Here is a 14,587-nt window from a genome sequence, read left to right on the forward strand (position 1 = left end):
CATTTGTTGCGCCGCATTATAGCCCGTTTAATCTCTATTCCAACCACTTTTTCTATAAATTTCAACAACTTACAGAAAAAGCCAGATTACAACGTACTAAGCAAATAATGGCGGAGAACGGGGGATTCGAACCCCCGACACCCTTGTGAGGTGTACTCCCTTAGCAGGGGAGCGCCTTCGGCCACTCGGCCAGCTCTCCGCAACACGGGGCGTATCTTAACCAACCTTTTCCCCGTTTGCAAACATAAAAATCAATAAAAATTAATGACTTGGTTCTTCGTCCTTCTCTTTCTTTATACGCAGGTAGATTTCCTCACGGTGCACGGCGACCTCTTTCGGGGCGTTGACGCCGATACGCACTTGATTTCCTTTGACGCCGAGCACGGTCACGGTGATTTCGCCATCACCGATAATCAGGCTTTCTGCGCACCGACGAGTCAGAATCAGCATACCTTTCTCCTCACGCGAATCATTTCAGGGACAACAGTCTGCAAAAAAAAGGCACCCGACCTACAACCGGAGCGATCGTAGCCCTACATGCCTGAGTATTGACCAGCGCGAGCAAAAGAACAGTTCAGGGCTCGCGCCATTCAAAAAATAAAGGGCGCGGTCAGACCGCGCCCTTCATTGACCAGGATTACTCGCCCTGACGGGCCGGAGCGTCCAGTTCGAAAGCCGTGTGCAGGGCGCGCACGGCCAGTTCCAGGTACTTCTCTTCAATCACCACGGAAACCTTGATTTCCGAAGTCGAGATCATCTGGATGTTGATGCTTTCCTTCGCCAGGGATTCGAACATGCGGCTGGCCACACCTGCGTGGGAACGCATGCCGACGCCGACGATCGAGACCTTGGCAATCTTGGTGTCGCCGACGACTTCACGGGCACCGATCTCGCGAGCGGTGTTTTCCAGCACGGTCTGTGCGGCCTGGTAGTCATTGCGGTGCACGGTGAAGGTGAAGTCGGTGGTGTTATCGTGCGCGACGTTCTGCACGATCATGTCGACTTCGATATTCGCGGCACTGATCGGGCCGAGAATCTTGAACGCCACGCCCGGGGTGTCTGGCACACCACGGATGGTCAGCTTGGCTTCATCGCGGTTGAAAGCGATGCCGGAAATGATCGGCTGTTCCATGGTTTCCTCTTCATCAATAGTAATGAGGGTGCCCGGACCCTCCTTGAAGCTGTGCAGTACGCGCAGCGGAACGTTGTACTTGCCGGCGAACTCCACCGCGCGGATCTGCAGCACCTTGGAACCGAGGCTGGCCATTTCCAGCATCTCTTCGAAGGTGATCTTGTCCAGACGCTGAGCGACCGATACCACACGCGGGTCAGTGGTGTAGACACCATCGACGTCGGTGTAGATCTGGCATTCGTCAGCCTTCAACGCAGCGGCCAGCGCCACGCCGGTGGTGTCGGAACCACCACGACCCAGGGTCGTGATGTTGCCGTGCTCGTCGACGCCCTGGAAACCGGCGACCACAACCACGCGGCCGGCCTTCAGGTCGCCGCGAATCTTCTGGTCATCAATCTGCAAGATACGCGCTTTATTGTGCGCACTGTCCGTCAGGATCCGCACCTGATTACCGGTGTACGACACCGCTGGCACACCGCGCTTGATCAGCGCCATGGCCAACAGGGCAATCGTCACCTGCTCACCGGTGGAAACGATCACGTCCAGTTCACGCGGAACCGGTTGATCTTCGCCACTGATTTGCTTGGCCAGATCGATCAGACGGTTGGTTTCGCCGCTCATTGCAGACAGCACAACCACCAGGTCATCGCCGGCATCGCGGAATTTCTTAACCTTGTCGGCGACCTGCTCGATTCTCTCGACAGTGCCGACCGAGGTGCCTCCAAATTTCTGTACGATCAAAGCCATTTCAAAGCCGCCTCTGCCCATGAAGGGCGCCCAATAATCACTCAAACAGCCGCCGGGCCCGCCACTAGACTGCGGGCCCGACGGGCCGTCTTATAAACCCTGCTCGACGAATGGAACGGTCAGCGCCAGTGCGCCATCCAGTGCGCCGGCGTCGATACCGCCGCCCTGCGCCATGTCCGGACGACCACCGCCCTTCCCGCCCACTGCCGCAGCAGCCTGTTTCATCAAATCACCGGCTTTGAGTTGGCCAGTCAGGTCCTTGGTCACGCCAGCGACCAGTACGACCTTTTCCTCATGGACACTGCCGAGCAGGATCACTGCGCGACCGAGTTTGTTTTTCAGCTGATCGACCAGCGCCAGCAGCGCCTTGCCGTCCTGACCATCCAGACGCACGGCCAGGACCTTCACGCCCTTGACGTCCACGGCCGAGGCCGACAGATCGTCGCCTGCGGCAGCAGCGGCCTTGGCCTGCAACTGCTCGAGCTGCTTTTCAAGCGCACGGTTGCGCTCCAGCACAGCCGACAGCTTGTCGATCAGGTTGTCGCGGCTGCCCTTGACCAGGCTGGCCGCTTCCTTGAGTTGTTCTTCAGCAGCGTTCAAGTAAGCCAGCGCCGCAGCGCCGGTGACCGCTTCGATACGACGCACACCCGATGCCACACCGCCTTCGCTGATGATTTTCAGCAGGCCGATGTCGCCGGTACGGTTGGCGTGGATACCGCCGCACAGCTCGACGGAGAAATCACCGCCCATGCTCAGCACGCGCACGTTGTCGCCGTACTTCTCGCCGAACAGCGCCATCGCGCCTTTCTGCTTGGCGGTTTCGATGTCGGTTTCTTCGGTTTCAACAGCGGAGTTCTTGCGGATCTCGGCGTTGACGATGTCTTCCAGCGCTTTGATTTGCTCAGGCTTGATCGCTTCAAAGTGGCTGAAGTCGAAACGCAGGCGCTGGCTATCAACCAACGAACCTTTCTGTTGAACATGCTCACCCAGCACCTGACGCAATGCAGCGTGCAGCAAGTGGGTGGCCGAATGGTTCAACGAAGTCGCATGACGCACTTCGGCATCCACGTGGGTTTCCACTGGTGCGCCGATGAGCAGGCTGCCGGACGCCAGCACGCCGTGGTGCAGGAACGCGCCGCCGGTCTTGGTGGTGTCGCGCACATCGAAGCGGCTGTTGCCGGCCTGCAGATAACCGCAGTCGCCCACCTGGCCGCCGGACTCAGCGTAGAACGGCGTCTGATTCAGAACGATCACCGCCTCTTCGCCTTCATTCAAGACGTCGACCGACTGGCCATCTTTATAGATAGCGACAATTTTCGCCGAACCGCTGGTGTCGGTGTAACCGGTGAACTCGGTGGCCACATCGACCTTGACCAGCGTGTTGTAGTCCAGACCGAACGAACTGGCCGAACGTGCACGAACACGCTGGGCTTCCATCTCGCGTTCGAAACCGACTTCGTCGATGGTCAGGCTGCGCTCGCGAGCGATATCCGCAGTCAGGTCCATCGGGAAACCGTAGGTGTCGTAGAGTTTGAACACCACGTCACCCGGCACCACGGTGCCTTTGAGCTCCAGCAGATCCTGCTCGAGGATCTTCAAGCCGTGATCCAGAGTCTTCGAGAACTGCTCTTCTTCGGCCTTGAGCACGCGTTCGATGTTGGATTGCTGCTTCTTCAGTTCCGGGAACGCTTCGCCCATTTCGGCGACCAGCGCTGCAACGATCTTGTAGAAGAAGCTGCCGGTGGCGCCCAGCTTGTTACCGTGACGGCAGGCACGACGGATGATCCGGCGCAGCACGTAGCCACGGCCTTCGTTGGACGGCAGCACGCCGTCGGCGATCAGGAAACCGCACGAACGGATGTGGTCCGAAACAACCTTGAGCGACGACTGATCGCCATTTTCGCAGCCGATTGCTTCGGCCGATGCGCTCAGCAGGTTCTTGAACAGGTCGATTTCGTAGTTGGAATTGACGTGCTGCATCACCGCACTGATCCGCTCCAGGCCCATGCCGGTATCCACCGACGGCGCTGGCAACGGATGCAACACGCCGTCGGCGGTGCGGTTGAACTGCATGAACACGTTGTTCCAGATCTCGATGTAGCGGTCACCGTCTTCTTCCGGCGAGCCCGGAGGGCCGCCCCAGATGTGGTCGCCGTGATCGTAGAAAATCTCGGTGCATGGGCCGCACGGGCCGGTATCACCCATGGTCCAGAAGTTGTCGGACGCGTAAGGCGCGCCTTTGTTGTCGCCGATGCGGATCATGCGCTCGACCGGCACACCGACTTGTTGGGTCCAGATGTCATACGCTTCGTCGTCGGAGGCGTAGACGGTGACCCAGAGCTTTTCCTTCGGCAGTTTCAGGACACCGGTCAGGAACGTCCAGGCGAAGGTAATCGCGTCGTGCTTGAAATAGTCACCGAAGCTGAAGTTACCCAGCATTTCGAAGAAGGTGTGGTGACGGGCGGTATAACCGACGTTTTCCAGGTCGCTGTTCTTGCCACCGGCACGCACGCATTTCTGGCTGCTGGTCGCACGGGTGTACGCGCGCTTTTCCTGGCCCAGGAAGCAGTCCTTGAACTGGTTCATCCCCGCGTTGGTGAACAGCAGGGTTGGGTCGTTGCCCGGAATCAAAGAGCTGGAGGCTACACGGGTGTGGCCTTGCTCTTCGAAGAAGCGAAGGAAGGCTTCACGGATTTCTGCGCTTTTCATTAGGTTCTTCCACGGAGGCTGCGGCCAAAGGCCTGTACGAAACGTCAACAGACGAAACGACGGCAAAGGGCCGCATTATATCGGCCCTGCGCGCGGGGTACAGCGTGTTTATACGATAGAAACGGTCAATTGAGGGGCTAACGCTGTCACTTGCGCGAAAACTCGACGAATGTCGCGATCACTTGCTCGATTTGCGAACGATTGACGTCCATGTGCGTGACCATCCGCAGACGGGCGGCAGCGCTCAATTTGATCCCGCGCTCGGCGGCAAACGCCTTGATCGCCTCGGCACGGTCGCCCATCTGCACGTAAACCATGTTGGTCTGCACCGGCTCGACGGTGAAACCGGCCGCACGCAGGCCTTCGGCCAGAAATTGCGCGTTGGCATGGTCATCCGCCAGACGCTCGACGTGGTGATCCAATGCATACAACCCCGCCGCCGCCAGCAAGCCGGCCTGGCGCATGCCGCCGCCGACCATCTTGCGCAGGCGCCGCGCCTTGCCGATCAACTCGACCGAACCGCACAGCACCGAGCCGACCGGTGCGCCGAGGCCTTTGGACAGGCACACCGACACCGAATCGAAATGTTGCGTGATTTCCCGGGCATCGACCCCAAGCTTGACCGCCGCGTTGTACAGCCGCGCGCCGTCTAGATGCAGGGCCAGTCCGTTGTCCTGAGTGAACTGGCGAGCCCGGGCCAGATACTCCAGCGGCAGCACTTTGCCTTGCATGGTGTTTTCCAGCGCCAGCAGACGGGTGCGGGCGAAATGAAAGTCGTCAGGCTTGATCGCCGCCGCCACCTGATCCAGGTCCAGCGAGCCATCGGCCTGCACTTCCAGCGGCTGCGGCTGGATCGAACCGAGTACCGCTGCGCCACCACCCTCGTACTTGTAGGTGTGCGCCTGCTGACCAACGATGTACTCGTCACCGCGTTCGCAATGCGCCATCAGCCCCAAGAGGTTGCTCATGGTGCCGGTCGGGACGAACAGCGCTGCAGCAAAACCCAGCCGTTTTGCCAGTTCGGCTTCCAGACGATTGACCGTCGGATCTTCGCCATACACATCGTCACCGGTGGCCGCAGCGGTCATCGCGTCGAGCATGGCGGGAGTCGGTTGGGTGACGGTGTCGCTGCGAAGATCGATAACACTCATGAACCTGGCCTCTAGTCAGCAGGGGAAATCCCTTTTCGTAGAGGAATTACTGCGGGCATGGCGCGGATTAATCAACCCTCGCGCAAGGAAAAGTCGTTTCCACGCTTCGAAAAATCCGATGGCAATCATCACAAAGGCGCAATGCACAGCCCGCCGATCTGTGTTAAAAACGCTGCGCCGCCCGAAAAAGGGTGGCGAAACGTTCTCAGGGCGGGGTGCAATTCCCCACCGGCGGTAATTGCGCGCAATGCGCATAGCCCGCGAGCGCTTGGTGACGGGCACGGCAAAAGCCGTGAGCGGCGGCAAGGTCAGCAGACCCGGTGTGATTCCGGGGCCGACGGTCATAGTCCGGATGAAGAGAGAACGGGATTGACGCCAAAGGGCCGTCCGCCGTGTTCGCGCGAGCGTGCGTACCCTTGAATCCCTTTCGATTCATAACGCCCTGTTTTTCACACAAACAGGAGTCAGAACATGCAACCCACCGCTATCGACAGCAAAAGCAAACACACGCACGGCGAGCGCGTCGCGTTCATCCAGGCCTGCTGGCACAAGGAAATCGTCGACCAGAGCCGTAAAGGCTTCCTCGCCGAAATGATCGCCCAGGGCTATCAGGAATCGGACATCGATTTCTTCGAAGTCGGCGGCGCCTTTGAAATGCCTCTGCACGCCAAGCTGCTGGCCAAGACCGGCCGTTATGCCGGTATCGTCGCGGCCGCCCTGGTGGTGGACGGCGGGATCTACCGTCACGAATTCGTCGCCCAGTCGGTGGTCAGCGGCCTGATGCAGGTTCAGATGGAAACCGAAGTGCCGGTGTTCTCGGTATCGCTGACCCCGCACCACTTCCATGCCGGCGAAGAACACCAGAAGTTCTTCTTCGAGCATTTCGTGCACAAGGGTCAGGAAGCGGCGAAGACTTGCGCGGATACGCTGCAGAAAGTGCGTGCGTTGCGCCGCACCGAGCCGCGCGCCGTAGCGGTCTGATGCAATAACGATCTCCCCCGTGCGCTGCGCGGGGGAGATTCAGTGTCAGGCCAACTGCTCGTCAGTGGTCGGCACAATCAAAATGCCCGCCCGCAGGCCGTTCTTGACCTTGGGATTGGGGAAGATGATCCGCGCTCCCTGCTCCTCGATGATCCAGCGGGTATTGGCCAGGTCTTCGGCCAGCACATAACCCACATCCAGTTCCGAAAAGTTTTCGATGTCCGCCGGCAGGTTCAGACGGAACGCATCGCTGTGCTTGATGATTTCCCGGGCCACGCTGAACAGTTGCAGACCGTCCAGCCCCTGCTCGGCCATCTCCGGCTCGGTGCCTTCGATGATCTGCTTCAGACGGGTTTCCAGCAGCGACACATTGACCCCGGCGTTCTGCCCGAACGGCCGCGCCTTGCCCAGTTCCAGGGTGAAGGACTCGGCACCGAGCTTGTCGTAGGTGTAGGAACTGAACACGATCGACGGCTTGTTCTGCAACAGCACCGCCTCCATGCCGGCCGCACGCAGACGGGACAGTTCAAGACGGGAATGCTGGCGACCTTCCTTCCACGGATACAGAGCGAACTGCTCGATCTTCGAACCGCGAATCGCCGTGTGCAAGTCGTAGTGCAGACGCTGACGATCCGGCACGCTGAAGAAGCTCGCCGCCAGGCGCTCCAGCTCGCAGGCGCGCAGGGCTTCGGAACCGCTGCTTTGTTCATGACGGCCGTTGAACAGCCGATTGACGTCCTGCTCGATGAAACGCTCGCCCTTGCGAATCGCTTCCGGGTTGCCGAACAGGAACAGAATGCGTGCGCGCGGCTTCAAGTCGCCGCGGGCGATGTCATGCAGCAACCGGTCGAGCAATTCGATCGGCGCCGTTTCGTTGCCATGGATGCCTGCCGACAGCAGTAGATCCAGGCCATTGTCGCGTGCTTCGGGTGGCCGGACTTCCAGCGCACCCTCGCTCAACCAGCGCATGCGCACGCCTTCGACAGTCAGTTGAGTCTTCTCCGCCGGTTCGCGGCCGGCGAGGGTCAGTTCAAGCAGTTTGCCGAGGGCGAGCATAGAGCGGTTTCCTTAGTGGTCGTGGTTGCAATCCGGGCCGTGCACGTGGTCTTCGTCGTCGCCGACGTCGGCCGGTTCCATTTCCAGCTGCAGACTTACCAGATTAGTCGCCAATGGGCGCAGCAGCAGGTTGGCGTATTCAGCATCGCCTTCTTCGACGTCCACGCCGATCAACAGTTGGCCGCGGCCGTCCTGCTGGATCCACAGCTCTTTGCCTTGCCACATGACCGCGACGCGGGTGCAGGAAGTTTCCAGTTGCTTGCCGTCGGTGTCTTCAAGGATCAGCCGCAGGGAATCGCTCATGTCTTTTTTACGCTCTGTTGGGGTGACAAGCCGCGCGCCGCGTTCAGGCGGCGCCCCGGCCATCAATTGATCTGGAATGGATAAACCGCGCCCAGTTTAAGGATTTGCGTCAGTTCATCCAGTGCCGTCCGGCATTCAAGCAGCAATTGCGGGTCCGCCAGATCGCTTTCGCTCAGGCGGTCGCGGTAGTGCTTTTCAACCCATGCGGTCAACGAACCGTACAACGGGGCGGTCATGATAACCCCTGGGTTGACGGCCGCCAGCTCGGTTTCGTTGAGCGCGACGCGCAGTCGCAGGCACGCCGGGCCACCGCCGTTCTGCATGCTTTGCTTGAGGTCGAAAACCTTCACTTCACGGATCAGGCCGCCGGAGCTGGTCAGGCCTTGCAGGTAATTCCACACGCGCTCGTTGCCACGGCACTCTTCCGGCACGATCAGCAGCATCGAACCATCAGGGCGCGACAGCAACTGGCTGTTGAACAGGTAGGAACGCACCGCGTCGTCCACGGTGACCGCCGAGCGTGGCACGCAGACCGACTGGAACTTGCCGCCGACCTTGGCCAGTTTGGTTTGCAACTCGGCCAGCATCTGCTCGGTGTCGAGGAACGCGTCCTCGTGATAGAACAGCACCTCACCGTTGCCTACCGCGATCACGTCGTTGTGGAACACGCCTTGATCGATCACCGCCGGATTCTGCTGCGCGTAGACCACGCCTTCGTCACGCAGGCCGTGCAGACGGGCAACGGCTTGCGAGGCTTCGAGGGTCTGGCGCGCCGGGTACTTTTGCGGCGCCGGGTAACGGGTGTCGAACGCACTGCGACCGAACACGAAGAACTCGACGCCCGCCTCGCCATACTCACGGCAGAAACGCGTGTGGTTGGCCGCGCCTTCGTCGCCGAACTGCGCCACCGCCGGCAATGCGGCGTGGTGAGCAAAGTGTTGCTGGTCAGCGAACATCGCACCGAGCACGCGGCTGGTGGTCGGGTGCTCGATACTGCGGTGATATTTGCAGTTCAGGTTGGCGGCGGTGAAATGCACGCGACCGTCAGCGGTGTCGGCACTCGGGCTGACCGTGGCGGCGTTGGCCACCCACATGCTCGACGCCGAGCAACTGGCGACCAGCAGCGGCATCGCGTCTTTCGCGGCGCGCTCGATGACCTGGGCGTCGGTGCCGCTGAAACCCAGACGGCGCAAAGCGGCCACGTCCGGACGCTCCTGCGGTGCGAGAACGCCCTGCTGAAAGCCCATTTCCATCAGCGCTTTCATTTTCGCCAGGCCTTGCAGCGCCGCTTCCTTCGGGTTCGAGGACTGCTGGCTGTTGCTCTGGGACGCAACGTTGCCGTAGGACAGACCACCGTAGTTATGGGTCGGCCCCACTAGACCGTCAAAATTGACTTCATAGGATTTCATCAGCGAGGCTCCACGAGAATCTGTTTTTATAGGCATCAAATAACAATCGAGTGCAATCGAGGCGTGACGCGCCTCACGCCATCTTCACGCCAGGCGTCAGGGCCGCCGGCATCACCAGGCTCGGGGTTTCCAGCGAAGCCACCGGGTACGCGCAGTAATCCGCCGCGTAGTAAGCGCTGGCGCGGTGGTTGCCCGAAGCGCCGACACCGCCGAACGGCGCGCTGCTCGCAGCCCCCGTCAGCTGTTTGTTCCAGTTGACGATACCGGCACGGCTTTCCAGCCAGAACTGCTGGTAGCGCTCTTCGGAATCCGACAGCAGGCCAGCGGCCAGGCCGAAAGCAGTGTCGTTGGCTTCGGCGATCGCTGCCGCGAAATCGGCGTAGCGGATCACTTGCAGCAACGGGCCGAACAGTTCTTCATCGGAGCGATCGGCAACCGCCGTCACATCAACGATGCCCGGGGTCAGCAGCGCCGACTGCGCCTGTGGCTGAGTCATGGCCAGCAACGACACTGCACCGTTAGCCAGCAGATGTGCCTGGGCATCCATCAACGCTTTCGCTGCGCCTAGGGAAACCACCGAGCCCATGAACGGCGCCGGTTGCTGATCGAACGCGCCGACCTCGATGGTCGAGCTGACGTCTACCAGACGCTTGAGCAGGCTGTCGCCCCACGCGCCTTGCGGCACCAGCAGACGACGGGCGCAGGTGCAACGCTGACCGGCGGAAATGAACGCCGATTGAATGATCGTGTATACCGCCGCATCGAGGTCAGCGACCTGATCGACCACCAGCGGGTTGTTGCCGCCCATTTCCAGCGCGAGGATCTTGTCCGGACGACCGGCGAACTGCTGGTGCAGGTGATTGCCGGTACGACTCGAACCGGTGAAGAACAGACCGTCGATGCCCGGATTCGCCGCCAGAGCGATCCCGGTTTCACGGGCGCCTTGCAGCAGGTTCAGCACGCCGGCCGGCAGACCGGCTTCGATCCAGCACTTGACCGTCAGCTCGGCGACTTTCGGCGTCAGCTCGCTTGGCTTGAACAGCACGCTGTTACCGGCCAGCAGCGCCGGCACGATGTGGCCGTTCGGCAAATGCCCAGGGAAGTTGTAAGGGCCGAACACCGCTACCACGCCGTGGGGCTTGTGGCGCAACACGGCGGTGGCGTCGCCCAATGGGCCGCTCTTCTCGCCAGTACGTTCGCGGTAGCTTTGCACCGAGATCGCGATCTTGTTGACCATGCTGGTGACTTCGGTCGCAGCTTCCCACAGCGGTTTGCCGGTTTCCTCACCGATGGTGCGGGCCAGCTCGTCGGCGTGGTTTTTCAGCGCGGCGGCGAAAGCCTCGAGCACGCTGATGCGCTCTTCCAGGGTACGACGGGCCCAGCCCGGGAACGCCTGACGCGCAGCCTGCACGGCGGACTCGACCTGAGCGGCAGTGGCGCCCTCCCCCGACCACAGCACTTGCTGGGTCACCGGGTTCAGCGATTGAAAGGCCTCGCCCTGACCGGCCAGCCACTCACCTGCGATGTATAGCGAATTCATTATTTCGACTCCCGGGCAGCGGACAACGCCACGGCGCGAACCTGATCGCCAGCGTTGAGTTGAAGACGTTTGGCGGTCAGCGGATCGACCACCAGGGTGCCGGCGGCCAGACGGGCCGGCGCAGCCGTGATGCGGCAGTCTTCGCGTTTGCGGTTATGGATGATGAACGGCGTGGCGTCTTCGCCCGGCGTGCCGATGGCCAGCACCAGCGCCTCGCTGTCACGCACTGCGCGGATCTTGCTGGTCTCGCACTCGATGGCAGGGCCGGCATCGAAGATGTCGACATAGCCCTGATAGCTGAAGCCTTCGCTCTTGAGCATCGCCAGCGCCGGCTCGGTGTCCGGGTGCACCTGGCCGATGACGTTGCGCGCGTCCGGCGACAGGAAGCAGGTGTACAGCGGGAATTTCGGCATCAGTTCGGCGATGAACGCCTTGTTGCCGACGCCGGTCAGGTAATCGGCCTGGCTGAATTCCATTTTGAAGAAGTGACGGCCCAGGCTTTCCCAGAACGGCGAACGACCGGCTTCATCCGACACACCGCGCATCTCGGCAATGATCTTGTTGCCGAACAGCTGCGGGAATTCGGCGATGAACAGCATCCGCGCCTTGGACAGCATGCGACCGTTGAGGCCGGTGCGGTAGTCGGCGTGCAGGAACAGCGAGCACAGTTCGGAGTTGCCGGTCAGATCGTTGGCCAGGAACAGCGTCGGGATCTCGCGATAGATGTTCAGCTCCTGCGAGGCGCTGACGGTCAGACCGACGCGGAAGTTGTACCAAGGCTCGCGCAGACCGACGGCGCCGGCGATGGCGGAAATCCCCACCACGCGACCGTTGTCGTCTTCGAGCACGAACAGGTAGTCCGCGTCGCCACGGCCGGCTTCACCGCGAAAGGTCTTCTCGGCCCAGCCGACCCGGTGGGTCAGGCGCTCTTCGTTGGCCGGCAACGTGGTCAGGCCGGTGCCGGTGCTGCGGGCCAGGTCGATCAGAGCGGACAAATCGCTGCTGCGTACGGGACGAACAATCATGCTATCTCCTCAAACGGGCCGCCGTGGCCACCCGTGAAACTCGCTAAGGCGTTAAACCGCCACCAGGCGCACGCTGGCACCTTCACCGACGCCCAGGGCTTCGGCCGCTTCCAGATCCAGGGTCACCGGTTTGCCCGGCGCGTAATCCAGTTCCAGCAATACCGCGCGGTAATCCTGCAACTGGGCATTGGCCACCAGATACTGGCGCCCGGCACCTTTGACCGGCTCACCGATCTTCACCGGCACCACACGGCTCTGGGCGATCGAACGGATCCCCGAGACACGCGCATGCAGGGTCGGGCCACCGTCGAAAATGTCGATGTAGTGATCGGTCTCGAAGCCTTCGCGCATCAGGATGTCGAAGGTGATCTGCGCACGCGGGTGAACCTGGCCCATCGCTTCCTGAGCGGAGTCCGGCAGCAGCGGCACGTAGATCGGGTAATGCGGCATCAGTTCGGCGAGGAACGTGCGGCTTTTCAGGCCACACAGACGCTCGGCCTCGGCGTAGTTCAAGTCGAAGAAGTTGCGACCGATGGCGTCCCAGAATGGCGAGTCGCCGTTCTCGTCGCTGTAACCGACGATCTCGGTCACCACCGAATCGGCGAACCGCTCCGGGTGGCTGGCGACGAACAGCAGACGGCCACGGGAGTTGAGTTCCGAGAACGGCGAACCCACCAGCTCGCGCTGCACGTAGAAACTGGTCAGCAGACTGTTGCCGGTCAGGTCGTGGCATTGCGAGAGCACGTGGATCTTGTTGTGGATCTTCAGCTCGCGGGAGGCATGCACGAAGGTCTCGTTGCGAAAGCTGTAGAACGGCTCGGAATAACCGGCCGAAGCGACGATCGCCGAACAGCCCACCAGTTTGCCGGTGGCGGTGTCTTCAAGGACGAAAAAGTAACTCTCTTCACCGTTGAAGCTCACTTCGGCGGCAAACGAGGCTTCGCTCGCGGCGATCTTGTCGCTCAGGCGTTCCACGTCATCCGGCAAGGAAGTGACACCAATCGGGCTGTCCGCAGCCAGACGCTGTACCTCGCCCAGATCAGCCATTTGCGCGGGGCGCATCACCAGCATGGTGTCACTCCTTTCTCTACTTCAGGTCGGCGAAAGCGCCGACTCGGGAAAAAAATGCCGGGCAGGCCCGGCACAGGAAAATTGTCCCGGCGCCTGCCGATAACGACAGGCGCCGGGCGGTCTTGCATGAATCAGGCTTGGGTCAGTTTCGCTGCAGCACGTTCGAAGCGATCCAGACCGGCGTCGATATCCGCGTCTTCAACCACCAGGCTCGGGGCGAAACGGATCACGTCCGGGCCGGCCTGCAGAATCATCAGGCCTTCTTTTTCAGCGGCGTTGAAGATGTCCTTGGCCTTGCCTTTCCAGGCATCGCTCAGCACGCAACCGATCAGCAGACCGAGGCCACGCACCTGGGTGAACAGGCCGTACTTCTCGCCGATCTGTTGCAGGCGGGTCTTGAACTTGTCGTGCTTGGCGTTGACGCCGTTCAGCACCTCAGGGGTGTTGATCACGTCGATCACCGCTTCGGCCACGGCGCACGCCAGCGGGTTGCCGCCATAAGTGGTGCCGTGCGTGCCGACGACCAGGTGCTTGGCCAGAGCTTCGGTGGTCAGCATCGCCGCGATCGGGAAACCGCCGCCCAGGCTCTTGGCGCTGGTCAGAATGTCCGGAACCACACCGTAATGCTGGTAGGCGAACAGGTTGCCGGTGCGGCCCATGCCGGTCTGCACTTCGTCGAACACCAGCAGCGCGTTGTTCGCGTCGCACAGTTCACGGGCGCCTTGCAGGTAAGCCCGCTCGGCCGGCAGTACGCCGCCCTCGCCCTGGATCGGTTCCAGAACGACCGCGCAGGTCTTGTCCGAAACAGCGGCTTTCAGTGCCGCCAGATCGTTGTACGGCACGTGGGTGATGCCGGTGATTTTCGGGCCGAAACCGTCGGAGTACTTCGACTGGCCACCGACGTTCACGGTGAACAGAGTACGGCCGTGGAAGCTGTTGAGCGCAGCGATGATTTCGTACTTCTCGGTGCCAAAACGATCGAACGCAACGCGACGGGCCAGCTTGAAAGCAGCCTCGTTGGCTTCAGCGCCGGAGTTGCAGAAGAACACGCGCTCGGCAAAGGTGGCGTCGATCAGCTTGTGCGCCAGGCGCAGGGCCGGTTCGTTGGTGAACACGTTGGACACGTGCCACAGCTTGTTGGCTTGCTCGGTCAAGGCACCGACCAGCGCCGGATGCGCATGGCCCAATACGTTGACGGCGATGCCGCCGGCGAAGTCGATCAGCTCGCGGCCGGCCTGGTCCCAGACGCGGGAACCGGCGCCACGCACCGGAATGAAAGCGGCAGGCGCGTAGTTGGGAACCATAACCTGGTCGAAATCGGCGCGTTGTACCGCAGCGTGCTCAACGGACATCGGAGTCTCCTGATGAGGGCCACCCGCCTGAAACTGGCGAGCGATGGGGGGGATTGTAAGGACAGTTTTCAGCCCGGCCTTGCCGCCAAGCGACAACTTCTTATAGCGCAA

General features: G+C 61.2%; 12 protein-coding genes, 1 tRNA gene and 1 riboswitch. Of the genes, 1 reads left to right on the forward strand and 12 read right to left on the reverse strand.

Features of this window, described 5'->3' with window-relative positions:
• Positions 1 to 108: 108 nt before the first annotated feature.
• The 5 genes from AC3WRD_RS17130 to ltaE all read right to left on the reverse strand — a co-directional run bounded on the left by AC3WRD_RS17130 (position 109) and on the right by ltaE (position 5,739).
• Positions 109 to 199: transfer RNA gene (locus tag AC3WRD_RS17130), tRNA-Ser, on the reverse strand.
• Between the two features lie 62 nt (positions 200 to 261).
• Positions 262 to 450 carry a carbon storage regulator CsrA gene (gene csrA, locus AC3WRD_RS17135; protein ID WP_002554426.1) on the reverse strand — a complete coding sequence of 63 codons (189 nt, stop codon included), beginning with the start codon at positions 448 to 450 and terminating at the stop codon, positions 262 to 264.
• Between the two features lie 187 nt (positions 451 to 637).
• Positions 638 to 1,879 carry an aspartate kinase gene (locus AC3WRD_RS17140; RefSeq protein WP_096818090.1) on the reverse strand — a complete coding sequence of 414 codons (1,242 nt, stop codon included), beginning with the start codon at positions 1,877 to 1,879 and terminating at the stop codon, positions 638 to 640.
• 90 nt (positions 1,880 to 1,969) lie between these two features.
• Positions 1,970 to 4,588, reverse strand: coding sequence for an alanine--tRNA ligase (gene alaS / locus AC3WRD_RS17145; protein WP_102621024.1), 2,619 nt, complete (start codon positions 4,586 to 4,588; stop codon positions 1,970 to 1,972).
• A gap of 146 nt (positions 4,589 to 4,734) precedes the next feature.
• Positions 4,735 to 5,739, reverse strand: coding sequence for a low-specificity L-threonine aldolase (gene ltaE, locus AC3WRD_RS17150; protein ID WP_102621025.1), 1,005 nt, complete (start codon positions 5,737 to 5,739; stop codon positions 4,735 to 4,737).
• Between the two features lie 197 nt (positions 5,740 to 5,936).
• A riboswitch (FMN riboswitch) is annotated at positions 5,937 to 6,108 on the forward strand.
• 102 nt (positions 6,109 to 6,210) lie between these two features.
• Between ltaE and AC3WRD_RS17155 the strand changes: the two genes are divergently transcribed.
• The gene (locus AC3WRD_RS17155; protein WP_102621026.1) at positions 6,211 to 6,720 is read left to right on the forward strand and encodes a 6,7-dimethyl-8-ribityllumazine synthase; all 510 of its coding nucleotides are present in this window, start codon (positions 6,211 to 6,213) and stop codon (positions 6,718 to 6,720) included.
• 45 nt (positions 6,721 to 6,765) lie between these two features.
• Here AC3WRD_RS17155 and astE read toward each other — a convergent pair whose 3' ends face one another.
• The 7 genes from astE to AC3WRD_RS17190 form a co-directional block, all read right to left on the reverse strand.
• Positions 6,766 to 7,776: a succinylglutamate desuccinylase gene (astE, locus tag AC3WRD_RS17160; protein WP_102621027.1), complete on the reverse strand. Its 1,011-nt coding sequence runs from the start codon at positions 7,774 to 7,776 to the stop codon at positions 6,766 to 6,768.
• Positions 7,777 to 7,788: 12 nt separating this feature from the next.
• Entirely contained in the window at positions 7,789 to 8,079 is a 291-nt protein-coding gene (locus tag AC3WRD_RS17165; RefSeq protein WP_102621065.1) for a topoisomerase II, read from the reverse strand.
• Positions 8,080 to 8,141: 62 nt separating this feature from the next.
• Positions 8,142 to 9,488 carry an N-succinylarginine dihydrolase gene (astB, locus tag AC3WRD_RS17170; protein WP_096818097.1) on the reverse strand — a complete coding sequence of 449 codons (1,347 nt, stop codon included), beginning with the start codon at positions 9,486 to 9,488 and terminating at the stop codon, positions 8,142 to 8,144.
• A gap of 73 nt (positions 9,489 to 9,561) precedes the next feature.
• Positions 9,562 to 11,031, reverse strand: coding sequence for a succinylglutamate-semialdehyde dehydrogenase (gene astD / locus AC3WRD_RS17175; protein ID WP_173861371.1), 1,470 nt, complete (start codon positions 11,029 to 11,031; stop codon positions 9,562 to 9,564).
• The gene (gene astA / locus AC3WRD_RS17180) at positions 11,028 to 12,053 is read right to left on the reverse strand and encodes an arginine N-succinyltransferase (RefSeq protein WP_096818101.1); all 1,026 of its coding nucleotides are present in this window, start codon (positions 12,051 to 12,053) and stop codon (positions 11,028 to 11,030) included. Before astA ends, astD begins: the two co-directional genes overlap by 4 nt.
• A gap of 51 nt (positions 12,054 to 12,104) precedes the next feature.
• On the reverse strand, positions 12,105 to 13,124 hold the full coding sequence (aruF, locus tag AC3WRD_RS17185; protein WP_096818103.1) for an arginine/ornithine succinyltransferase subunit alpha: 1,020 nt from the start codon (positions 13,122 to 13,124) through the stop codon (positions 12,105 to 12,107).
• 131 nt (positions 13,125 to 13,255) lie between these two features.
• Positions 13,256 to 14,476: an aspartate aminotransferase family protein gene (locus AC3WRD_RS17190; RefSeq protein ID WP_102621029.1), complete on the reverse strand. Its 1,221-nt coding sequence runs from the start codon at positions 14,474 to 14,476 to the stop codon at positions 13,256 to 13,258.
• Between the last annotated feature and the right edge of the window lie 111 nt (positions 14,477 to 14,587).

The organism is Pseudomonas sp. FW215-R2, from assembly GCF_058789255.1.